Source organism: Diaphorobacter caeni (assembly GCF_015354245.1).
GTDB classification, from domain to species: domain Bacteria; phylum Pseudomonadota; class Gammaproteobacteria; order Burkholderiales; family Burkholderiaceae_C; genus Diaphorobacter_A; species Diaphorobacter_A caeni.
The window spans coordinates 222,825-245,839 of the sequence record NZ_JADKYZ010000007.1; the positions used below are offsets into that span (position 1 = coordinate 222,825).

The following is a 23,015-nucleotide window of genomic DNA, read 5'->3' on the forward strand; positions in this document are numbered from 1 at the left end:
CCCTTGACACAGGTTAGGGTTCTTAGAACCAGAAGAGTCCACCGGCAGCGAAAAGTTCGTCAGATGCGCATGAGACGTGCAACGTTACGAAGGGGGCTAGACTCCTGATTGAATCGCCCCGAGTTTCAAGGAGGCTGTTTGGTTTACGTCAGGCCACCACTGCAGTGGTCTGATTGGGGAGTTGCAGATAGAAGTTTGCCTCAGCTTCTGCTGGCGGGATATGCCCGATGGCCTCGATTGGTGGTTAACTCACGATGATTGACAGGACTGGTCGGCATCGCATTCGGGCTGTTGGGCAGGCAAGGCCTGTTTTAACTCATCGAACACAAAGTCCGTATCGTTGAACGGATCATCCGCAATCCCTCGATGCGGCGTTGGAACATGTTGGTGACGAAGGCCAGATTCAACCAGCCTTGCCAGACGGGATGTAGATGTCAACGATTCGCCGACGGGGCGATCTGAAGCACCTTGCAAATCGGCTCGACCTCGACCATATCACGAAGGCTTGTCGATGAAACCCTTTCGGATTTCAGCCGGCGGTCGAGCTCTGCATGGGCGAAAAACGCACTTTGGGATTCAACCGGCTGCTATGTGCCAGGCAGCACCCCAAGTAAACCAAATTGCGCTTTCTCGCGTTGTACAAGGTATCGGCCAGCAATCAGGCCGGCACCCCATGCCTCGGTGTTTTCAGACCGGACAAGGCCGATGGCGTGGGGCGGCAGCGAAACTTTGGGTGTCGTTGCCATCAGCAGCTTTCCTGCAAAAGGCGGACAATCGCTCCTTTGCCGGGTTGCCCAGTGCTCCTGTCCGGCCGGAACTACAAGAAAACACACCAATGTCTTCCGCAAAGCGAAACGCATCCATTGATTGCATCAAGGGGCTGGCTTGTGCTGCCATCGTCTGGCATCACCTGGCGTTCTACGGCCCCATGTCCGATGTGGCCCAGCCTCTGCTGCCTGGCACCATCGAATGGCTGAGCGAATACGCTCGCATGGCTGTTCAGATCTTTCTGGTGCTTGGCGGTTACCTGGCCGCCGCGAGCCTCGCGCCCAAGGGGCTTGCGCGCTTTGACAATGCGCCCGAACAGGTCAGCAAGCGCTTCATCCGACTCGTGGTTCCCTATGCCGTTGCGTTGATCGTGGCGGTGCTGCTGTCGGATCTGGTGCGCTCGATCATGGATCACCCTTCAGTCCCGGGCGAGCCGACGATTCCTCAGCTCATCGCCAATGCATTCCTGCTGCAGGACGTCGTGGGCGAAGAAGCCTTGTCGGCGGGCGTCTGGTATGTGGCCATCGACTTTCAGCTTTTCGTGATGTCCGTGCTGCTGTTCGCGGCGATGCGTACGCTCAAGCTCTCCGAGCCGATGCGCGCGCGCGTCACCAAGGCATTTGTGGTGGCCGGAGTCTGCGCATCGCTGCTGTATGCGAATCGCGTGTCCGACTGGGACATGTGGGGTGTCTACTTCTGGGGCGCATATGGGCTCGGCATGATGGCGTTCTGGGGCACGCGCTCCACGCGCTGGACGATGTGGTTCATGTTGATCGGCGTGGTCGGATGCGCGGCGCTGTGGCTTGAATTCCGTGGCCGCATCGCCGTGGCGATGACCGCCGCATTGGTGCTGATGGTGGTGATGCGTCCCGCGCGCGAAGACGGCACGACGCACGCGCAACTGCTGCTCGGCGATCTTGCCAAGCCCTTTGAGCCCATCACTGCGCGTCTGCAGAGTCTGGGCCGCATTTCGTACTCGGTGTTTCTGATCCACTTTTCGATCTGCCTGCTGGTCAACGCAGTGGTGTCGCAGTGGGTGCCGGACTACCCCATCCTGCATCTGCTTGGGATGGTGGCGGCGTTTGCGCTGTCGGTGCTCGCGGGACGCGTTCTGTACCTCAAGGTGGAGCAGCATGTGCCGACCTGGTCCACAGCGTTGCGCTGGCAACTCGGCTTGATTGGGGCGGGCGGCGGCGTGGCCCTGGCCAGTCACTGGATCGGCTGATCCGCTGGCACGTTCACATTCATCGTCACCATGAAAAAAACCGCAGTCGTGAACTGCGGTTTTTTGCTTTGGAGTCGTCCGTGCGGCGATCAGCGATGCAGCTCGCCCGCGCTTTCGGGCTGGAACATGATCTGCTTGACGCGCACCGTCATCGGTTTGCCGCCGGGGCCGGGCCAGGCGAGCTCATCGCCGATCGACAGACCGAGCAGGGCGCAGCCCACGGGCGCGAAGATCGAGATCTTGTCGGCGCTGCCGTCCATGTCGCGTGGATACACGAGGCTCAGCACGAATTCCTTGCCGGTTTCCATGATTTCGAATTGAACGGTCGAGTTCATCGTGACCACGTTGGGCGGCATTTCTTCGGGCGCGACAATGTCCGCACGGTCCAGTTCCGCCTGCAGTTCGGCCTTGCCAGGCAGAGCGCTGGCGGGAATGGCGGCCAGCAGTGCTTCGATGCGATCCACGTCGAGCGAGGACAGCGTGATGGGTGGTTTGTGGGTGACCATGTCTGCACCTCCTTGAGTCAGCAGTTTGAAGACGAAAAAGGTTCCCACTCTATCCGCTATTGGCGCAAAACGTGCAATGTCGCACGGCGGCGGATGGTCAACCGGTTGACCGTTGCACCATTGCGCAATTTCAGGACCGGTTTGGGCTGACCCTGCTGCAAGCAGGTTCAAGGGCTCAAAGGCTTGAATATGCCATCGATGGCGGATAAATTACTGTATAAATAAACAGTCATCCAATCGCCATGAACATCCCCTCACGCAAACCCGAGCCGCCCATCAAGGGCCGAGGCATTGCCACGCAGGTAGTTCATCGCTTTGCCAGAACGAGTACGCGGGAGCTGGAGGACGACGTCTGGTGGGGCGGTGGCGAAGAGGGCGATGCGGCGGTTGCCGGTTCGGCCCCTGCCACGCAGGTGATTCTGGAAGAGGCGCGCAGCGCGCTCTCGGGCAATGATTCGCCCGACATCTTTTTCGAGCAGTCGATCAATCCCTATCGCGGTTGCGAGCATGGCTGCGTGTACTGCTATGCAAGGCCCACGCACAGCTATCTGAACCTGTCACCGGGGCTGGACTTCGAGACCCGGATCATCGCAAAGCGCAATATCGCGGAGGTGCTGCGCAAGGAGCTGTCATCGCCCACGCACCGGCCGACGATCGTGAACGTCGGCTCGGCGACGGACTGTTATCAGCCCGTGGAGCGTGAACTGAAACTCACGCGCGGCGTGATGGAAGTGATGCGCGAGGCGCGCCATCCGTTCTCGCTGATCACCAAGTCGAGCGGCGTGGAGCGCGATCTCGATCTGCTTGCCGAACTGGCGCATGGCAAGTTGGTGGCGGCCTACGTGACCATCACCACGCTCGATGCGCGGCTCGCGCGAATTCTGGAGCCGCGCGCGGCAGCGCCCTATCGTCGACTTCGCACCATCCGCGCACTGGCCGAGGCGGGCGTGCCGGTGGGCGTGAGCGTGGCACCGCAGATTCCATTCATCAACGAGGACATGGAGCAGGTGCTGGCGGCGGCGAGCGAGGCGGGCGCGAAGTCTGCCTTCTACACCGTGCTGCGCCTGCCATGGGAGCTCAACGACATCATGCGCGAATGGCTGCAGCAGCACTACCCGGACCGCGCCGCGCGCGTGCTGGCCCGTGTGCAGGACCTGCATGGCGTGGACGAGGCCGCGCGCATGGCGGGGCGCAGCTACGACAGTGATTTCGTCTCGCGCATGAAGGGTTCGGGCATCTGGGCGGACCTGCTGCGCCAGCGTTTCAACAAGACCTGCGCAAAGCTGGGCCTGAACCGCGAGCGCACGGAACTCGATCTCTCGCAGTACCGGCCCGCGCTGGCCAGAGGGCAGGGTGTGCTGTTCTGAATTGAGAAGGGGCACACCCCTGAGTCGCTGCGCGCCTTCCCCCTTCCTGCGACCTCACTTCAACTGTTCAGCGTGGTGCTTGAGATGGTCTTCGATGAAGGTCTGGATGAAGTAGTAGCCGTGGTCGTAACCCGGCTGATGGCGCAGTGTGAGCGGCTGGCCGACGTTGGCGCAGGCGGTCTCGAAGGCCTCGGGCAGGAGCTGTTTTTCCATGAGGAATTTGTCCGCCATGCCCTGATCGATGAGGATGCCTGCGGGGTAGGGCGCCTGCTTTTGCGTGCCCATCAGCGCGCTGGCGTCATGCGCGGCCCAGGCGGCGGTGTCGTCGCCCAGATAGCCTGTGAAGGCCTTCTGGCCCCAGGGGCAGTTCACTGGATTGCTGATCGGCGCAAACGCCGACACGCTCTTGAACACGCCGGGATGGCGCAGCGCGAGCGTGAGCGCACCGTGCCCGCCCATGGAGTGTCCGAAGATGCCGATGCGCGTGGCATCGATCGGCAGCTTGTCGCAGACCAGCGGCAGCAGCTCGCTCATCAGGTAGCTTTCCATGCGCCAGTGCTTGGCCCATGGCTCGCGCGTCGCGTCAAGATAGAACCCGGCACCGACGCCGAAGTCCCAGGCATCTGACTCGCCGGCCACATTCGCGCCGCGCGGGCTGGTGTCCGGCGCGATCAGCGCCATGCCCAGCTCCGCAGCCAGACGCTGCGCGCCCGCCTTGATCATGAAGGTCTCTTCAGTGCAGGTGAGCCCCGCGAGGTACAGCAGCGCGGGCACCTTCTCGCCCATCAACGCCTTGGGCGGCAGATAGACCGAGAACTTCATCGGCAGGCCGATTTCACGCGAGGCGTGTTCGTAGAAACGCTGTGCGCCGCCGAAGCAGGCATGCGCGTTTTTCAGTTCGAGCGTCAATGCGGTCATGGCGTGATCAGGCCTCGAACTTCACCACCGAGCGGATCGACTTGCCTTCATGCATCAGGTCGAAGGCTTCGTTGATCTTGTCGAGTTCCATGGTGTGAGTGACGAACGGCGCCAACTGGATCTTGCCAGCCATCGCGTCTTCCACCATGCCCGGCAACTGGCTGCGTCCCTTGACACCGCCGAAGGCCGTGCCGAGCCACTTGCGGCCGGTCACCAACTGGAACGGACGGGTCGAGATTTCCTGACCCGCGCCGGCCACGCCGATGATCACGCTCTGGCCCCAGCCGCGGTGCGCGCATTCGAGTGCGGCGCGCATCACGTTCACATTGCCGATGCACTCGAAGCTGTGGTCCACGCCCCAGGTGGTCATCTCGACGATCACCTGCTGGATCGGCTTGTCGAAGTCCTTGGGGTTGATGCAGTCAGTCGCGCCGAAGGTCTTGGCCAGGTCGAACTTGGAGGGGTTGGTGTCGATGGCGATGATGCGGCCGGCCTTGGCCAGCTTGGCACCCTGGATGACCGCGAGGCCGATGCCGCCCAGACCGAACACGGCGACCGTGTCGCCTTCCTGCACCTTGGCCGTGTTCTTCACCGCGCCGAGGCCGGTGGTCACGCCGCAGCCCAGCAGGCAGACCTGCTCGGGGTTGGCGTCGGGGTTGATCTTGGCGAGCGAGACTTCGGCAACGACCGTGTATTCGCTGAAGGTCGAGCAGCCCATGTAGTGGTAGATCGGCTCGCCGTTGTACGAGAAGCGCGTCGTGCCGTCGGGCATCACGCCCTTGCCCTGCGTGGCACGCACGGACACGCACAGGTTGGTCTTGCCGCTCTTGCAGAACAGGCACTCGCCGCATTCGGCGGTGTACAGCGGAATGACGTGATCGCCCGGCTTCACGCTGGTCACGCCTTCGCCGACTTCTACGACGATGCCCGCACCCTCGTGGCCGAGCACGACGGGGAACAGGCCTTCCGGGTCATCACCGCTCAGCGTGAACGCGTCGGTGTGGCAGACGCCGGTGTCGGTGATCTTGATGAGCACTTCGCCCTTCTTTGGCGGGGCGACGTCGATCTCGACGATCTGCAGGGGTTCTCCGGCTTTGAAGGCAACTGCGGCGCGGGATTTCATGATGGGTTCTCCGGATGAATGTTCGAAATGGAAAGCGGAATGGATTGGCCTACTTTAGAACATCGTGCGCGCGCGATGGCTCGCAATGTCCGTATGCCAGTGTGATATGTCCGGATTTGAATGGCAAAAGCACTTCAGGACACGGGGCGTGGAAGCGCCGCTATATTGGCGCCTTTGGATTTCTGGCAGCGGTTTCATGGAGCATCGTCACGCAGGCGCGCATCGCGTCGATCTGGTCGTCTACCCCGGTTTCAAGGCGCTCGAGGCCATCGGCCCGATGTCGGTCTTCGACTATGCCAACGTGCACCTGCGCGAGCGGGGGCGGCCCGATGGCTATGCCGTGCGCATCGTCGCGGCCGAGCGCGGCATGGTGCGCTCGGACACGCTGATGTCGCTCGAGGCCACGCATTCGCTCGATGACGTGGAGCGCAGCGCCGATCTGGGCTGCACGGTGGTCATTGTCGGCTCGCGCCATATCGAGCGGGTACTGGACGAATCCGCAGGTCTGGTGCAATGGCTCGAGCGCGTGGGGCCGCAGGTGCAGCGCCTGATATCGCTGTGCTCGGGCAGCTTCTTTCTGGCGAAAGCGGGTTTGCTGGATGGCCGCCGTGCGGCAACGCACTGGAGCGTGGCCGATGCGCTGCAGCAGAAGTTTCCGCGCATTGATGTCGATGCCGACGCGATCTACGTGCGCGACGGGGCGCTCTGGACTTCGGCGGGCGTGACCGCCGGCATCGATCTCGCGCTCGCGGTGGTGGAGGAAGACTTCGGCCACGCGCTCGCGCTCGAGGTGGCGCGCGATCTGGTCATGTACCTCAAGCGCCCGGGCGGGCAGTCGCAGTTCAGCGTGAGGCTGGCAAGCCAGTCGACCACGCACCGCAGCGTGCAGAGCCTGCAGCAGTGGATTCTTCAGCATCTCGAAGAGCCGCTGCCGATGTCGCGACTGGCCGAGCAGGCGGCGATGAGCGAGCGCCACATGAGCCGCTTGTTCGTGCAGGAGTGCGGAGTCACGCCGGTCGCGTTCGTCGAATCGGCGCGGCTTGAGCGGGCCAAGCAATTGCTGGAAGAGCACCAGAGCCTGCCGCTCAAGACCATCGCGGCGCGATCGGGGCTGGGCTCGGAGCAGGCGCTCAGGCATTTGTTCTCGAGGCAGCTGGGCATCACGCCGAACACCTACCGTGAGCGCTTTGGCAGCCGCGTGTAGATGATCAAGCAATGAAACGATGAAGCGATGAGCCGATGAAAAAGGCCCGGCGATTCAACATCACCGGGCCTTTCGTTTTCCCTTGTCGTAGCGGGATCAGTAGCGCTTGACGGTGGCGCGCTTGGTCGCGAGTTCAGCCGCTTCGAGCAAAGCGATGTTCTCGTTGCTGAGCAGGGTCAGCAGCAGGCTGTTGCTGGCGAGCAGGCCGCCCCAGAACTGGTTCGCACCGCCGGAGCAGTTGTAGGTGATCAGCTTGTTGGTGTTGTCCGATGTGAGGAAGCCCTGGTTCAGATCCAGGCAGCGGCCGCCGCGCGAGTAGCGGTTGTCCTTGACGGTCCATGCCTGGCTGTCCTTGGTGGCATCGCATGCGGTGAGCGCGACCTGGCTGCCGTTGCCGCCCTGATCGGTCAGACACAGACCCAGATCGGAGCGGCTGTGGATGGCGCCTCGCGCGTCGAGCACCCATTGGTCATCGGTGCTGCCCGTGCACAGCGCCGTGCCCGCGACGCGCACGCCGTCGCCAAACTTCTGGATGCAGTAGCCCTTGGCCATCTTCATGCTTTGCGCGGCGGGGATCAGCGGCGACTCGGCAAAGCCCAACTGACGCACGAAGCTCACGAGGGCGGTCTGCGCCTCGGGCACGCCATTGTTCAGGTCCTTGGAGTAGGTGTTGATCCAGCGGTTCAGGCGCTGGCCGACGGTCTGCTGATCGTCGTAGCGCTGCAGTTGCGTGCGTGCGATGGCGGAGAGCTCACCCGCGTTGTCGCGGTAGCTGTCGAGCAGCACCCGGTCGTTTGCGCTCAGCGTGAGCACGTTCTTGCCCGAGAGCGCCTGCAGCGCGGCGTCCAGCGTCGGCAGCTCGATCGCGCGCAGCGCCGAGTAGCCGTACTCCTTGCCGACGATGGCGGGCGCGGGCATGGTGGTCGTGTACTGCGGAATGTCGAGCGTGTAGAGCGTGTCGATGACCGAGCCCGGCGTCTGGCATTGCAGCACGGCCTTGGAAGGCTTGTCGGCCTGCGCCAGATTCACGTGCAGCTTGTTGGCGTTGAAGACGCGTTCGGTGTTCATGCGCTTGCCGGCCACCGCGATGCGCTGCGTGTTGCCTGCGGCAAAGCTCACGTCGAGCCAGCAGTTGCGCGGCTCGGCGGTCATGTTCGACGTGCTCGGCAGATGGAACACGTTGCCCCAGTTGCCGCGCAGTGGCGCGTAGAGCAGCGCGTTGTTGGTCTGTGGGTCGTAGCCGCCGAGGATGGTGATCACCGGCACGCCATACAGGCGCGGCTTGGAGAAGGTCTTGGCCGCGTTGTACCAGACCTGCGGCTGGTTGGTTGGAACCGTCGGGGCCTTGTCCTCCATCGTGCGCGTGGAGGCGTTCCACATGCGGTAGCCGCTCGCGGCGTCCTTGTCGGGAACGGCCTTGGTCGACAGCGCGGGCTGGATTGCGCGCTTGGTGCTGTAGCCGGTGTAGTGGGTGTATCTGGAGAGCGAGCTCGAGAACGAGCCGCCCGCCATCGCGTCGGGTGCGAAGGGGTAGGTCGCGTCGAGCTTGGGTGTGCCGCTCAGGCCCCAGCTCACGCTCTCGCGCCACTGGATGCCGGTGCGCATGCGCTTGCGGTGGCCGATGAAGCCCCAGCCGCTGTCGTGGTGGTGGGCGGACCAGAAGTAGTTGTCGCCGCTCTGGCCCGGATAGTGACCGAGGCCGTAGTGGTGACCGATCTCGTGGCTGAACTCGTTGCCCTGACTGCTCGCCAGCGTGAGGATGCTGTTGCCGCCGCTGTAGCCATGCGGCATGGTGCCGTTGGTGTAGACGCCGCGCGCATGGTGGATCGTCACCGTCTGGATCGCCTGCGGCTGGTTCTGCGAGACCATGCTGGAGCTGGTCACGCCATAGTTGGACATGTTGATGCCCACGCTGAAGGTCGACTTGGCGGTGTTCTCGCGCATGTCGCCCTCGTACCAGCCGCCGGTGCCGGCGCTCTTGTTGTCGTAGATGACGCCCGTGGCCACCATCACTTTTGGCAAAGTGACATCTTCGTAATACGCGGCTGTCAGCTTGGACAGCGGGGCGGTCTGGAAATAGTCGGTGGCGGCGTCCTGCGGGTGCGTGCGGAACCAGTGATCAGAATCACTGACAGGTGGCGTCGTCAGCATGCCGAGGCGGACGCTCTGCACGACGAGTTCGCCCGCGCCACCGAAGTCGATGGCGTTCGCGAGCAGGCTGCCGGTGCGGCTCTGGTTGTCCGCCACGCGCAGCTCCATGCCGGGCTGCACCCATTGCCATGGCAGCACGCCGGTCCATGCGCGGCGCGAGTACACATAGTCGGGCCGGTTGTCGGAGCCCGCGTAGTCGGAGCGGAAGATCGCGTCCGGATGGCGCAGCGTCAGCGTGCCCATGGTGGCGCCGTTGAGCGAGACGGTCACCTGCATCGACGTGATGCCGGCCAGCGAAGGATCGGGTGTGATGAGCACCATCGCCTCGCGAGACATCGTCAGGCGCGGCATTTCCTTGGCTTCGTTGCCCGATGGATCGACCGTGTGGCTCTGCGCGAACTGCACCATGCCCGGCAGCGAGCCGCCGAGGTCATTGCGCACCGTGCGGGTCTTGCCCGTGCTGTCGGTGTCGTAGAAGGCCTTGGCGGACAGGGGCGGAATCAGCGCGCCCGTGGGCTCGGCGTACGGAGCCGGGGCAGGGGTGGGCGCAGGCGCGGGGGATGGTGATGGAGACGGCTCGGGAGCGGGTTCTGGCGATGGAGCTGGTGCCGGCGTGGGCGCGGGGGATGGTGCCGGGGAGGGCGATGGCGAAGGACTGGGCGAAGGGGCTGGTGTCGTGCCCGTGCCGGTGTCCGTCCCGTCACCGGAGCCTGTTCCAGATCCATTGCCGTCACCCGGATTGGAGCCGTTGCCGCTTCCATTGTCCGTGCCGTTGCCGTTACCGTTGTCCGAACCGGAGCCGCCTCCGTTGTCGGATCCGCCGTCACTGCCGGAATCTGAGCCATTGCCCGTTCCGGGCCAGACGCCACCGGTGCCGCCTTCGCCGATGTCCGGGTTGGGGGAGGGGGCAGGGGTGGTTGGATCGGTCCAGGCGTTGTTGCCGTTGCTGGAGGAGCCACCGCCGCAGGCGCAAAGCGCGGCGACGCTGAGAAGCAACACCGAGAGGCGTTGCATACGCGAACTGTTCATCTAATGGTTACCTTGATCTGAGCCCAAAACTGGCTGCATCCATCAAGGCAAGCACCATTTATGCCAAATTGTTAATTAATACAATAAATTGTCACTTGTGAAACATGCAGTCGAATCACTGCAGTGGCTGATGCGGAGGCTGGTGCAGAGCTGGATGTGGAGACGGGAAAGGCAGTCGGGAAAAGAAAAAAGCCCAGCGGCATGGGCCGCTGGGCTTTTGTGGGTCCGGAGATCTGAAGATCCGGAGTGCGGATCAACGCTTTGTTGGAACGTCGCGGCGGACGGAGCCGGTGTACAGCTGGCGTGGACGGCCGATCTTGTACTCTGGGTCGCTGATCATTTCGTTCAGCTGGGCGATCCAGCCGACGGTGCGTGCCAGAGCGAAGATGCCGGTGAACAGGTTCACTGGAATGCCGATGGCGCGCTGCACGATGCCGGAGTAGAAGTCGACGTTCGGGTACAGCTTGCGCGACACGAAGTATTCGTCTTCCAGAGCGATCTTTTCCAGTTCCTTGGCGAGCTTGAACAGGGGATCGTTTTCCAGGCCCAGGGCGGCCAGAACTTCGTTGCAGGTTTCCTGCATCAGCTTGGCGCGTGGGTCATAGTTCTTGTAGACGCGGTGACCGAAGCCCATCAGCTTCACGCCAGACGTCTTGTCCTTGACCTTTTCCATGAACTCGCCGACCTTGGCGACGCCGCCCATGCGTTGGATGTCTTCCAGCATGTTCAGGCAGGCTTCGTTCGCGCCGCCGTGAGCGGGGCCCCACAGGCAGGCCACACCGGCTGCGATGGCAGCGAACGGGTTGGTGCCCGACGAGCCGCACAGACGCACGGTCGATGTCGACGCGTTCTGTTCGTGGTCAGCGTGCAGGATGAAGATGCGGTCCATGGCGCGTTCGATGACCGGGTTCACCTTGTACTCTTCGCAAGGGTTGCCGAACATCATGCGCAGGAAGTTGCCTGCGTAGGACAGGTTGTTCTGCGGGTACTGGTAAGGCTGGCCGACACCGTACTTGTATGCCATCGACACGAGAGTCGGCATCTTGGCGATCAGGCGGATGGCCGAGATCTGACGGTGCTCTGGATTGTTGATGTCGGTGCTGTCGTGATAGAAGGCCGACAGACCACCCACCAGACCGGTCAGCACGGCCATGGGGTGAGCGTCACGACGGAAGCCGCGCAGGAAGAACTGCATCTGCTCGTTGACCATGGTGTGGTTGGTCACGAGCTTCTCGAAGTCGGCCTTCTGTGCGGCGTCGGGCAGTTCGCCGTTCAGCAGCAGGTAGCAGGTTTCGAGGTAGTTGCAGTTGGTGGCCAGCTGCTCGATGGGGTAGCCGCGGTACAGCAGCTCGCCCTTGTCGCCGTCGATGTAGGTGATGGCCGACTGGCAGGACGCCGTGGACAGGAAGCCCGGGTCATACGTGAACATGTCGGTCTGGGCGTACAGCTTGCGGATGTCGATCACGTCCGGGCCGATGGTGCCTTGGTACACGGGGAGCTCGACGCTCGGGCTGCCGTTGCTGAACGATAGCGTCGCTTTGTTGTCTGCCAGTTTCATTTCCAGTTCCTTCAATAATTAACCTACATCTGTGTGCAGGATCTGCACTCCGCGTCAGGCACGCGGGCGTAGTTGCTCGAGCACCGAGCGGATCTCGTCCGTGGCGAGTTCTCCTTCGGGCTCCTTGCGGCGAAGCAAGAGGTCCAGAAGATCGTTGTCGGAGAGATCCATCAGCGCCGAAATTCCACGCGCCTGACTTGTGGTCAGGCGCGACCCGTAGGTGGCAAAGAAGCGTTCGATGAACAGATCGTTCTCCACCAGTCCGCGGCGCGAGCGCCAGCGCAGCAGGGAAACTTCGCGCTCGTCGAGCAATGAGTCTTCTTGTGCCATGGTCATCAGATGGCTCGGCGAACCATCAGTTCCTTGATCTTGCCGATCGCGACGGTCGGGTTCAGGTGCTTGGGGCACACGTCGACGCAGTTCATGATGGTGTGGCAACGGAAGAGGCGGTACGGATCCTCCAGATTGTCCAGACGCGATTCGGTGGCCGTGTCGCGGCTGTCGGCGATGAAGCGGTAAGCCTGCAGCAGACCAGCGGGGCCCACGAACTTGTCGGGGTTCCACCAGAACGATGGGCAGCTCGTCGAGCAGCTTGCGCACAGGATGCACTCGTACAGGCCGTTGAGCTCTTCGCGCTCTTCGGGGGACTGCAGGCGTTCCTTGCTGGCGGACGTGTAGACGTCGCTTTGCAGGTACGGCTTGATCGAGTGGTACTGCTTGAAGAACTGCGTCATGTCCACGATCAGGTCGCGGATCACGGGCAGGCCCGGCAGCGGCTTCAGAACGATGTCGCCCTTGAGGGTCTTCATGTTCGTCAGGCAGGCGAGGCCGTTCTTGCCGTTGATGTTCATCGCGTCGGAACCGCACACGCCTTCGCGGCACGAACGGCGGAACGAGATCGATGGGTCGAGCTGCTTGAGCTTGACCAGCGCGTCCAGCAGCATGCGCTCATGGCCGTCGAGCTCCAACTCCACGGTCTGCATGTAGGGCTTGGAATCCTTATCGGGATCGTAGCGGTAGATTTTGAAAGTACGCTTCATTTTTTGAATCTCTTCTCGTGGGCTGCTGGATTAGAACGTGCGGACCTTGGGAGGCACGCTCTCCACTGTCAGGGGCTTCAGGTTCACTGGCTTGTAGTACAGGCTGTTGTCGCTGCTGTTCCACAGGGTGTGCTTGAGCCAGTCGATGTCGTTGCGGCCCAGAGGGTACTTCGGATCGTCGGCAGGGTGCTCGTAGTCGTACACGGTGTGCGCGCCACGGCATTCGTGACGGGCGGCGGCGGAGGTCATGGTGGCCTGGGCGACTTCGATCAGGTTGTCGACTTCCAGCGCTTCCATGCGGGCCGTGTTCCAGACCTTGGACTTGTCCTTGAGGGTCACGTTGCCCACGCGTTCGCGGATGGCGTTGATCTTCTGGACGCCTTCGTCCATCGATGCCTGGGTGCGGAACACGCCGGCGTGCGTCTGCATCGCGGTGCGGATGTCGCCGGCGATGTCCTGGGCGTAGGTGCCTTCCTTGGATTCGTCGAGCTGGTTGAGGCGCGCCAGAGTGCGGTCGGCGGCGTCGCCGGGCACTTGGTGGTGGTCACCGAAGCCATTGACGAACTGTACGATGTGCTTGCCTGCGGACTTGCCGAACACCAGCAGGTCGAGCAGCGAGTTGGTGCCCAGACGGTTGGCGCCGTGCACCGACACGCAGGAGCATTCGCCCACGGCGTACAGACCGTTGACCACCTGGTTCTGCTGTCCGTCCCACACCACGACCTGGCCGTTGATGTTGGTCGGAATGCCGCCCATCTGGTAGTGAATGGTCGGCACCACGGGAATCGGTTCCTTGGTGATGTCGACGTTGGCGAAGTTGTGGCCGATTTCTTCCACGGAAGGCAGGCGCTTGCGGATGGTGTCCGCGCCCAAGTGGTCGAGCTTCATCAGGATGTAGTCCTTGTTGGGACCGCAGCCGCGACCTTCCTTGATTTCCTGGTCCATCGAGCGCGACACGAAGTCACGTGGTGCCAGATCCTTCAGCGTTGGAGCGTAACGCTCCATGAAACGCTCGCCTTCGCTGTTCAGCAAGATGGCGCCTTCGCCGCGGCAGCCTTCGGTCAGCAGCACGCCCGCGCCAGCCACGCCGGTGGGGTGGAACTGCCAGAACTCCATGTCCTGCAGCGGGATGCCTGCGCGTGCAGCCATGCCCAGACCGTCGCCGGTGTTGATGAACGCGTTGGTCGATGCCTGGAAGATGCGACCAGCACCGCCGGTCGCCAGCAGCACAGCCTTGGCGTGCAGCTCATACAGGTCGCCGGTTTCGAGTTCGATGGCGGTCACGCCGACCACGTCGCCCTGGGTGTTGCGCAGCAGGTCCAGAGCCATCCACTCCACGAAGAAGTTGGTCTTGGACTTTACGTTCTGCTGGTACAGCGTGTGCAGCATGGCGTGGCCGGTGCGGTCAGCGGCAGCGCAGGCGCGCTGCACGGGCTTTTCGCCGTAGTTGGCGGTGTGGCCACCGAACGGACGCTGGTAGATCGTGCCGTCAGGGTTGCGGTCGAACGGCATGCCGAAGTGTTCGAGCTCGATCACGACGTTCGGCGCTTCGCGGCACATGAACTCGATGGCGTCTTGGTCGCCCAGCCAGTCGGAGCCCTTGATGGTGTCGTAGAAGTGGTAGTGCCAGTTGTCGTCGGACATGTTGCCGAGCGATGCGGACACGCCGCCCTGGGCCGCCACGGTGTGCGAACGGGTCGGGAAGACCTTGGACAGCGAAGCCACGGACAGACCCGCACGAGACAGCTCCAGCGCCGCGCGCAGGCCGGAACCGCCAGCGCCGACGATCACGACGTCAAACTTGCGCTTGGTGATATTTGCTTTGGAATAGCTCATTCTTTTCTTTCAATCGCGGAGACGTGTCTCGATTACAGACGCCACAGGACCTGGAAACCCCAGCCTGCGCAGCCCACCAACCAGACAATGGTGAAAACATTCAGGACCAGACGCAGGCCGGTGGCTGGAACGTAGTCCATCCACACGTCGCGAACGCCGACCCATGCGTGCCACACGAGCGACACGATCACGCCGAAAGTCAGGAACTTCATCCACTGAGGGGCGAACACGCCAGCCCAGGCTTCGTAGCCGATGGGGCCGGAGATCATCAGAACGCGTGCGAGCAGCACGACGGTGAACAGTGCCATCAGCACAGCGGTGCCACGCTGGACCAGCCAGTCGCGGATGCCGTAGTGCGCACCGACCACGATGCGCTTGGAGCCGTAATTCACGGACATGGTTCTTTTTCCTTATCGTGAGGAGAGGTGAAGAGAGATGGCCGATCAGTACAGGCCGAACAGCTTGGCGCCCAGAGCCACGGTCAGCACGAGGCTGATGGCGAAGCAGACCAGAGCGGAAGACTTGCCGAATTCCTTGTTCACGATGTGATGGTTCATGTCCATCAGCAGGTGGCGAACGCCGGCGCAGAAGTGGTGCAGGTAACCCCAGATGAGCCCAAGGCAGACCAGCTTGGCCAGCCAGCCCCAGGAACCCTGGAAGACCGAGGTGAAATCACCGTACGAAATTTCGGACGACAGGGACTTGTCGAACATCCAGATGATGAACGGCAGCAGAAAGAACAGGATCATGCCGCTCACGCGGTGCAGGATCGACAGGATGCCGGCAGGCGGCAGGCGGTAAGACGGGAGGTCCGTGAATACGTTGATATTGCGGAACTCAGGCCGCTTTTTAGCTTGCTCAGTCATGTCTGGATTTGCTTTCGTGGATGTAACTGCGTTGTAATCGCGGATGCGGACAACCCAAAATTCTATTGCAACCCAATGTCACCGGGTTGTGGGGAATGCTTATTCCATAGTCGGGCGTTGCTGTAAACCCCGTTGTCAGCTTAACGAATTGTGATAGTGATGTGTGTCAGTTCGGTAGAGCGCGCGTCGTAACTCCATTGGAACATCGTTGTAGGTGTAGGCGAGCCGCTCTACGGAAAGCAGCGGCGTCTGCTGCGACACCAGCAGCAGATTGGCCTGCTCGTCATCAGGGACAATCGCACGGATTTTTTCTTCGGCGCGCACCATGCGCACGCCGTAATCGAGCTCGAACATCGCGTAAGTGGGGCCTTGGTACTCGGCCATCTGCTCGGCGGTCAGGCCCTTGAACGCCTGTCCCGGCAGCCAGATGTCCTCGAGAATGGTGGGCACGCCCGCGAACGAGAGAATGCGGCGCGCCTGGATCACGGGGTCTCCGGTGCGCAGTTGCAGCGCCCGCGCGATCTCGACGGGCGCGCGGCTGCGCTTGCATTCGAGAATCGTGCGCTGGGCGGGGCCTTCCTCGCGGGCATCGCCCACGTCGGGCATGAGCTTGAGAAAACGGTACTGCACCTGGCGCTCGGCGTGCGTGGCCACGAATGTGCCCTTGCCCTGGCGGCGCATCAGCAGGTTCTCGGCGGCCAGCTCGTCAATGGCCTTGCGCACGGTGCCCTGGCTCACGCGAAAGCGCGCCGCGAGGTCCATTTCGCTGGGGATGACCTCGCCGGGCTTCCATTCGCCGTGCTGCAGGCTGTGCAGGATCAGTCCCTTGATCTGCTGGTACAGCGGGCTGAATGCGGGAGTCGCACCACCGCCGCCCGCCTGGGTTGCGGGGGAAAGAGGGGGGGAGGTGGGGTTGGAGGACATTGCCGCAGGGCCGGATCGAGGGATCGATGGGGTAATCAGGTTGAAACTTTCACCTGTCATCATATCTTATATAAGACATAAGACAAATTGACCCTGTTCAGAAATCAGCGGTACACTCTTGGTCTGTGATTGCGGGTCACGGGCTGCTGTTGTTTCGAGCGGAGTCGAGTGAACCCTGGTACCAACACTGTCCTCATTTTTTTGGAGTTTTTCACATGAGCAAGAAGCCCGTTCGTGTTGCCGTCACCGGCGCCGCAGGTCAAATCGGTTACGCCCTGTTGTTCCGCATCGCTTCCGGCGAAATGCTGGGCAAGGACCAGCCAGTCATCCTCCAGCTGCTCGAAATTCCTGACGAAAAGGCTCAGAATGCGCTCAAGGGCGTGATCATGGAGCTGGAAGACTGCGCCTTCCCTCTGCTGGCCGGCATCGAAGCCCACAGCGACCCGCTGCAAGCCTTCAAGGACACCGACTACGCGCTGCTCGTGGGTGCCCGTCCTCGCGGCCCAGGCATGGAACGCGCCGACCTGCTGGCTGCCAACGCACAGATTTTCACTGCACAGGGCAAGGCTCTGAACGCCGTGGCTTCGCGCAACGTGAAGGTTCTGGTCGTCGGCAACCCCGCCAACACCAACGCCTACATCGCCATGAAGTCGGCTCCTGACCTGCCAGCGAAGAACTTCACCGCCATGCTGCGTCTGGACCACAACCGCGCCGCTTCGCAACTGGCCGCCAAGGCCAACTTCGCCGTGGGCGACATCAAGAAGCTGACCGTGTGGGGCAACCACTCGCCAACCATGTACGCCGACTACCGTTTCGCCACCGTCGACGGCAAGTCGGTGAAGGACATGATCAACGATCAAGTCTGGAACAAGGACGTGTTCCTGCCTACAGTGGGCAAGCGCGGCGCCGCGATCATCGCTGCACGTGGCCTGTCGTCGGCCGCTTCGGCTGCCAACGCCGCCATCGACCACATGCGTGACTGGGCTCTGGGCTCGGGCGGCGAATGGGTCACCATGGGCGTGCCTTCGAACGGCGAATACGGCATTCCCGCCGGCATCGTGTTCGGCTTCCCCGTCACCACAGCCAACGGCGAGTACAAGATCGTCGAAGGTCTGGAAATCGACGCGTTCTCGCAAGAGTGCATCAACAAGACGCTGGCTGAGCTGCAAGGCGAGCAAGACGGCGTGAAGCACCTGCTGTAATCCGCAGGTAACCAAGGTCCACCCATGCAAGACTGGAACCCCCAGCTCTACAGCCGCTACGAGGACGAGCGCACGCGCCCGGCCCGTGAGCTGCTGGCGCGCGTGCCGCTCGGAGATCCCTCCCTCGTGGTGGATCTGGGCTGCGGGCCGGGGAACTCCACCGAGCTGCTGATCGCACGCTTTCCAAAGGCCCGTGCGATTGGCGTGGACAACTCCAAAGCCATGCTGGAGAGCGCCGCAAAGCGTCTGCCCGGCGTGGACTTTGTGGCCGCAGACATTACCGATTGGGTGCCGGATGCCGTAACAGGTCCTGCACCCAATCTCATTTATGCCAACGCGTCACTGCAGTGGGTGGGCGATCACGAAACGCTGATCCCGCGCCTGTTCCGCGCGCTTGCACCCGGTGGCGTTCTGGCCATCCAGATGCCCGACAACCGCGCGGAGCCCACGCATCGCAACATGCGCGAGCTGGCCGCCGAAGCGCCTTTCAAGGAGCCGATCGGCGACGTGAGCAAGCTGCGCACCGAGCTGCTCGGCATTCAAGCGTATTACGACCTGCTGGCCAAAGATGCCGCGCAGGTGGATGTCTGGCACACCGTGTACCAGCATCCGATGGAGTCCGCAGCGGCCATCGTGGAATGGGTGCGCAGCACCGGACTCAAGCCTTTTGTCGATCCGCTTTCCGACGACCTGCGAGCCGAGTTTCTTGCGAGTTACGAAAAGCGCGTCGATGCCGAATATCCCGTGCGCAGCGACGGCAGGCGACTGCTTGCTTTCCCGCGCATGTTCATTGTTGCCCAGCGACCCGCATGACGACGCCCGCCGCCCAAGCCCACCCCGCCACTGTCCTGCTCGGAGCGCAGGCAGGCCGGCATCACATTCCCGTTTGCGATCACTACAGCGGCGTCGAAGTCCGCATGCGCAAGAGCCTGCAGCTGCAGGAGGAAATGCGCGCCGAGTTCGGTCATGTGGTGTTCGACGTGACGCTCGACTGCGAGGATGGTGCGCCCGTGGGGCTCGAGCGCGAACACGCGAAGCTCGTGGCCCAGCTGGCCCGTGAAGCCCAGCCCGGCGCCCGTGTCGCCGCGCGCGTGCACACCGTCGACCATGCCGCGTTCGCCAATGACATCGCCACGATTGCGGGCGAGGCGGGCGACAGGCTCTGCCACATCATGATTCCCAAGGTGGAATCGTTCGAAGACGTCGAGATCGCCGCCCGCGCGCTCGACGCCGCCGGTGCGAAGCATCTGCCCCTGCATGCGCTGATCGAATCGCCCGCCGCCGTGCACCGCGCCTTCGACATCGCCTCGCACCCGCGCATCCAGAGCCTGAGCTTCGGTCTGATGGATTTCGTCTCCGCGCATGGCGGTGCGATTCCCTCGTCCGGAATGACCTCGGCAGGGCAGTTCGAGCACCCGCTGGTGGTGCGCGCCAAGCTCGAGATCGCATCCGCCTGCCACGCGCACGGCAAGGTGCCGTCGCACTGCGTGGTCACCGAATTCAGCAATGCCGACGCCATGCAGGCCGCGGCCCGCAAGGCCAGCCGCGAATTCGGCTATACGCGCATGTGGAGCATCCACCCCGCGCAGATCCGTCCGATTCTCGCGGCGCTGGCGCCTGACGAGGTCGAGATCGAACGCGCAGGGCGCATCATTTCTGCCGCCGTGGCCGCTGACTGGGCTCCCATCAGCGAAGACGGCGTTCTGCACGACCGTGCGAGCTACCGCTATTTCTGGCAGGTCCTCGAGCGTGCACACCAGACCGGCCGCGCCATTCCGTTGGATGTGCGCCAATGGTTTGTTACGGGTGTTGGGACCGACAAGGCATAAATCGGTTATTTTTAATGTTTTGCTCCCATCAACTCAATTTCCCCTTGCAGGAGTCCCCATGAAGACCCTCGTCGCTGCCGCACTGATCGCCATCGCTCCAGCCATCGCCATGGCGCAAACCGGCACCAAGCCCGCTCAAAAGGCGGCTCCCAAGACTGCTGCGAAAGCTCCTGCGGCCAAGAAGACCACCACGACCGCCAAGAAGACGACTGCAGCACCCAAGAAGACCACTGCCGCCAACAGCAGCCGCACGCAGCTCAAGAGCGCCGCCACGCAGGTGGCAACCGGCTTCGCTGCGGCCGGTGCCGCACTCTCGCCCGCCGAGCTGGCGCTGGCCGACACCGTGGTGACTGGCCACATGCCTTGCGAACTGGGTGCCTATGTCGATATCCAGAAGGATGCGACGTCTCCAGGGCACTTCCATGTGACCGGCAAGAACTTCAAGTACCACATGCAGCCCGTGGCGACATCCACGGGTGCCGTGCGTCTTGAAGACCAGAAGGCCGGCGCCGTCTGGGTGCAGATCGCCAACAAGTCCATGCTGCTGAACCAGAAGCAGGGCCAGCGTCTGGCCGACGAATGCATGAGCCCCAATCAGGTGGCCGTGGCCGAGTCGATGAAGAAGAACCCTCAGCCCGGACTGCTGGACGGCCTGAACACCAAGTGAGCCTGAGCCCATAGCTCAGGACTGAATACCCGGGCGGGTTTCCGGAGGCCATCCGAGGGATGGTCAGCCAGAGGCTTGCCCGTTGTTGCCCCACCAGATTGATTGAAAACCAAAACCTTCGGAGAAGTAGACCATGTTGAAAGCCTACCGTGACCATGTGGCCGAGCGCGCCGCATTGGGCATTCCCCCACTGCCATTGGACGCCAAGCAGACCGCCGAACTGATCGAGCTGATCAAGAACCCGCCCGCTGGCGAAGACGCGTTCCTGCTGGACCTGCTGACCCACCGCGTTCCACCGGGCGTGGATGATGCGGCCAAGGTCAAGGCATCGTTTCTGGCCGCTGTGGCGCATGGTGAGGTCAAGGTTGCGCTGATCTCCAAGTCCAAGGCCACCGAGCTGCTGGGCACCATGGTGGGCGGCTACAACGTGCACCCCCTGATCGAGCTGCTGGACGACGCAGAAGTCGCCGGCGTGGCCGCTGACGCGCTCAAGAAGACGCTGCTGATGTTCGACTTCTTCAACGACGTGGCTGCCAAGGCCAAGGGCGGCAACGCCAAGGCCAAGGAAGTGATGCAGAGCTGGGCCGACGCCGAGTGGTTCACTTCGCGTCCTGAAGTCGAAAAGACGATCACCGTCACCGTCTTCAAGGTGCCCGGCGAAACCAACACCGACGATCTGTCGCCCGCTCCCGACGCATGGAGCCGTCCCGACATTCCGCTGCACTACCTGGCGATGCTCAAGAACACGCGTCCTGACGCGGCGTTCAAGCCCGAGGAAGACGGCAAGCGCGGCCCGATGCAGTTCATCGACGACCTGAAGAAGAAGGGCCACCTCGTGGCCTACGTGGGCGACGTGGTCGGCACCGGTTCTTCGCGCAAGTCCGCCACCAACTCCATCATCTGGGCAACCGGCATGGACATTCCGTTCGTGCCCAACAAGCGCTTCGGCGGCGTGACGCTCGGCGGCAAGATCGCTCCGATCTTCTTCAACACGCAGGAAGACTCGGGCGCGCTGCCCATCGAAGTGGACGTCTCCAAGCTCGACATGGGCGACGTGATCGACATCTACCCCTACGAAGGCAAGATCGAGAAGAGCGGCGCCAAGGTCGCTGACTTCTCGCTGAAGTCCGACGTGCTGCTCGACGAAGTGCAGGCGGGTGGCCGCATCAACCTGATCATTGGCCGCTCGCTGACCGCCAAGGCCCGCGAAGCGCTGGGTCTGCCTGCATCGAACGCGTTCCGCCTGCCACAGGCGCCCGCCGCTTCCAAGGCTGGCTTCACGCTGGCACAGAAGATGGTCGGCCGCGCCGTCGGTCTGCCGGAAGGTCAGGGCGTTCGCCCCGGCACGTACTGCGAGCCACGCATGACCACGGTCGGTTCGCAAGACACGACTGGCCCGATGACCCGCGACGAGCTGAAGGACCTGGCTTGCCTGGGCTTCTCTGCCGACCTCGTGATGCAATCGTTCTGCCACACCGCTGCCTACCCCAAGCCGGTGGACGTGAAGACCCACCGCGAACTGCCCCAGTTCATCTCCAACCGCGGCGGCGTGGCCCTGCGTCCGGGCGACGGCGTGATCCACAGCTGGCTCAACCGCCTGCTGCTGCCCGACACCGTCGGCACCGGTGGTGACTCGCACACCCGTTTCCCGATCGGCATCTCGTTCCCCGCTGGCTCCGGCCTCGTGGCGTTCGGTGCCGCGACCGGCGTGATGCCTCTGGACATGCCTGAATCCGTGCTGGTGCGCTTCAAGGGCGAAATGCAGCCCGGCGTGACCCTGCGCGATCTGGTGCACGCAATCCCGCTGTACGGCATCAAGCAAGGTCTGCTGACCGTTGCCAAGGCTGGCAAGATCAACGAATTCTCGGGTCGCATCCTGGAAATCGAAGGCCTGCCGGACCTGAAGGTCGAACAGGCGTTCGAGCTCTCCGACGCATCGGCCGAGCGTTCCGCCGCCGGTTGCACGATCAAGCTCAACCCCGACACCATCGCCGAGTACCTGCGCTCGAACATCGTTCTGATGAAGAACATGATCGCCGACGGCTACGAAGACGCCAAGACGCTGCAGCGTCGCATCGAGAAGGTCGAAGCCTGGCTGGCCAAGCCCGACCTGCTGTCGGCTGACAAGGACGCCGAGTACGCGCACATCATCGAGATCGATCTGGCCGACATCAAGGAACCGATCGTCTGCTGCCCGAACGATCCTGACGACGCCAAGTACCTGTCCGAAGTCGCCGGCACCAAGATCGACGAAGCTTTCATCGGTTCGTGCATGACCAACATCGGCCACTTCCGCGCTGCAGCCAAGCTGCTGGGCGGCAAGCGCGACATTCCGGTCAAGCTGTGGGTGGCACCGCCCACCAAGATGGACCAGAACGAGCTGATCAAGGAAGGCCACTACGCTGCATTCGGCACCGCCGGCGCGCGTACCGAAATGCCCGGCTGCTCGCTGTGCATGGGCAACCAGGCGCAAGTGCGTGAAGGCGCAACGGTCATCTCCACGTCGACCCGCAACTTCCCGAACCGTCTGGGCAAGAACACCAATGTGTACCTTGGCTCCGCCGAACTGGCCGCGATCGCATCGCGTCTGGGCAAGCTGCCAAGCAAGGAAGAATACCTGGCTGAAATGGGCGTGATCGACGCCGACAAGGCCAGCGTCTACCGCTACATGAACTTCGACCAGATCGAAGAGTACGCGGAAGTGGCCGCCAAGGTCTGAGCCTGCTGAGGCCCCTGCGTGGGCCCTCAGGCGCAAAGCAAAAAACCCGCCAAGGCGGGTTTTTTGTTGCCCGCTTCGCGGAA

Annotated in this window: 19 protein-coding genes, 1 pseudogene and 1 other annotated feature; of the genes and pseudogenes, 8 read left to right on the forward strand and 12 right to left on the reverse strand. The window is 62.7% G+C overall.

The window, feature by feature from the left end:
* Positions 1–437: 437 nt before the first annotated feature.
* Positions 438–561, reverse strand: a pseudogene (locus tag ISG32_RS27910) (IS3 family transposase); the annotation flags it as partial.
* Positions 450–567 (reverse strand) — a sequence feature (AL1L pseudoknot). (Overlaps the previous pseudogene by 112 nt.)
* A 268-nt stretch (positions 568–835) precedes the next feature.
* On the opposite strand from ISG32_RS27910, the gene ISG32_RS18165 reads away from it, so the two are divergent.
* Positions 836–1,993, forward strand: coding sequence for an acyltransferase family protein (locus ISG32_RS18165; RefSeq protein WP_194772440.1), 1,158 nt, complete (start codon positions 836–838; stop codon positions 1,991–1,993).
* Positions 1,994–2,082: 89 nt separating this feature from the next.
* On the opposite strand, the gene rnk is transcribed toward ISG32_RS18165, so the two are convergent.
* Positions 2,083–2,499 (reverse strand): nucleoside diphosphate kinase regulator, encoded by a 417-nt coding sequence (gene rnk, locus ISG32_RS18170; protein ID WP_194772441.1) that lies wholly within the window; start codon positions 2,497–2,499, stop codon positions 2,083–2,085.
* A 242-nt stretch (positions 2,500–2,741) separates the two neighbouring features.
* Between rnk and ISG32_RS18175 the strand changes: the two genes are divergently transcribed.
* Entirely contained in the window at positions 2,742–3,866 is a 1,125-nt protein-coding gene (locus ISG32_RS18175) for a PA0069 family radical SAM protein (RefSeq protein WP_194772442.1), read from the forward strand.
* A gap of 54 nt (positions 3,867–3,920) precedes the next feature.
* Here the strand turns inward: ISG32_RS18175 and fghA are convergent, their stop codons facing one another.
* Positions 3,921–4,784 carry an S-formylglutathione hydrolase gene (gene fghA, locus ISG32_RS18180; protein ID WP_194772443.1) on the reverse strand — a complete coding sequence of 288 codons (864 nt, stop codon included), beginning with the start codon at positions 4,782–4,784 and terminating at the stop codon, positions 3,921–3,923.
* A 7-nt stretch (positions 4,785–4,791) separates the two neighbouring features.
* A complete protein-coding gene (locus tag ISG32_RS18185) occupies positions 4,792–5,907 on the reverse strand; it encodes an S-(hydroxymethyl)glutathione dehydrogenase/class III alcohol dehydrogenase (protein ID WP_194772444.1) in 1,116 nt (371 codons plus the stop codon).
* A 196-nt stretch (positions 5,908–6,103) separates the two neighbouring features.
* Here ISG32_RS18185 and ISG32_RS18190 point away from each other — a divergent pair, with 196 nt between their 5' ends.
* A complete protein-coding gene (locus ISG32_RS18190; protein WP_194772445.1) occupies positions 6,104–7,111 on the forward strand; it encodes a GlxA family transcriptional regulator in 1,008 nt (335 codons plus the stop codon).
* Between the two features lie 96 nt (positions 7,112–7,207).
* On the opposite strand, the gene ISG32_RS18195 is transcribed toward ISG32_RS18190, so the two are convergent.
* The 8 genes from ISG32_RS18195 to ISG32_RS18230 all read right to left on the reverse strand — a co-directional run bounded on the left by ISG32_RS18195 (position 7,208) and on the right by ISG32_RS18230 (position 16,515).
* Entirely contained in the window at positions 7,208–10,291 is a 3,084-nt protein-coding gene (locus tag ISG32_RS18195; RefSeq protein WP_194772446.1) for a M66 family metalloprotease, read from the reverse strand.
* Between the two features lie 253 nt (positions 10,292–10,544).
* Positions 10,545–11,849, reverse strand: coding sequence for a citrate synthase (locus tag ISG32_RS18200; protein WP_194772447.1), 1,305 nt, complete (start codon positions 11,847–11,849; stop codon positions 10,545–10,547).
* A gap of 54 nt (positions 11,850–11,903) precedes the next feature.
* On the reverse strand, positions 11,904–12,179 hold the full coding sequence (locus ISG32_RS18205) for a succinate dehydrogenase assembly factor 2 (protein WP_194772554.1): 276 nt from the start codon (positions 12,177–12,179) through the stop codon (positions 11,904–11,906).
* 5 nt (positions 12,180–12,184) lie between these two features.
* The gene (locus ISG32_RS18210) at positions 12,185–12,889 is read right to left on the reverse strand and encodes a succinate dehydrogenase iron-sulfur subunit (RefSeq protein ID WP_194772448.1); all 705 of its coding nucleotides are present in this window, start codon (positions 12,887–12,889) and stop codon (positions 12,185–12,187) included.
* Between the two features lie 30 nt (positions 12,890–12,919).
* Positions 12,920–14,725, reverse strand: coding sequence for a succinate dehydrogenase flavoprotein subunit (gene sdhA / locus ISG32_RS18215; RefSeq protein WP_194772449.1), 1,806 nt, complete (start codon positions 14,723–14,725; stop codon positions 12,920–12,922).
* A 32-nt stretch (positions 14,726–14,757) separates the two neighbouring features.
* On the reverse strand, positions 14,758–15,123 hold the full coding sequence (gene sdhD / locus ISG32_RS18220) for a succinate dehydrogenase, hydrophobic membrane anchor protein (RefSeq protein ID WP_166301048.1): 366 nt from the start codon (positions 15,121–15,123) through the stop codon (positions 14,758–14,760).
* Positions 15,124–15,168: 45 nt separating this feature from the next.
* Positions 15,169–15,591 (reverse strand): succinate dehydrogenase, cytochrome b556 subunit, encoded by a 423-nt coding sequence (gene sdhC / locus ISG32_RS18225; RefSeq protein WP_194772450.1) that lies wholly within the window; start codon positions 15,589–15,591, stop codon positions 15,169–15,171.
* A gap of 135 nt (positions 15,592–15,726) precedes the next feature.
* Positions 15,727–16,515, reverse strand: a complete 789-nt coding sequence (locus tag ISG32_RS18230; RefSeq protein WP_194772451.1) for a GntR family transcriptional regulator — start codon at positions 16,513–16,515, stop codon at positions 15,727–15,729.
* Between the two features lie 215 nt (positions 16,516–16,730).
* On the opposite strand from ISG32_RS18230, the gene ISG32_RS18235 reads away from it, so the two are divergent.
* The 5 genes from ISG32_RS18235 to acnB all read left to right on the forward strand — a co-directional run bounded on the left by ISG32_RS18235 (position 16,731) and on the right by acnB (position 22,932).
* Positions 16,731–17,717, forward strand: coding sequence for a malate dehydrogenase (locus tag ISG32_RS18235; RefSeq protein ID WP_194772452.1), 987 nt, complete (start codon positions 16,731–16,733; stop codon positions 17,715–17,717).
* 24 nt (positions 17,718–17,741) lie between these two features.
* A complete protein-coding gene (gene tam, locus ISG32_RS18240) occupies positions 17,742–18,530 on the forward strand; it encodes a trans-aconitate 2-methyltransferase (protein ID WP_194772453.1) in 789 nt (262 codons plus the stop codon).
* Positions 18,527–19,546 carry an HpcH/HpaI aldolase/citrate lyase family protein gene (locus ISG32_RS18245; protein WP_194772454.1) on the forward strand — a complete coding sequence of 340 codons (1,020 nt, stop codon included), beginning with the start codon at positions 18,527–18,529 and terminating at the stop codon, positions 19,544–19,546. Before tam ends, ISG32_RS18245 begins: the two co-directional genes overlap by 4 nt.
* 58 nt (positions 19,547–19,604) lie before the next feature.
* Entirely contained in the window at positions 19,605–20,213 is a 609-nt protein-coding gene (locus tag ISG32_RS18250) for a hypothetical protein (protein ID WP_194772455.1), read from the forward strand.
* A gap of 133 nt (positions 20,214–20,346) precedes the next feature.
* Positions 20,347–22,932, forward strand: coding sequence for a bifunctional aconitate hydratase 2/2-methylisocitrate dehydratase (gene acnB / locus ISG32_RS18255; protein WP_194772456.1), 2,586 nt, complete (start codon positions 20,347–20,349; stop codon positions 22,930–22,932).
* The last annotated feature ends 83 nt before the right edge of the window (positions 22,933–23,015 follow it).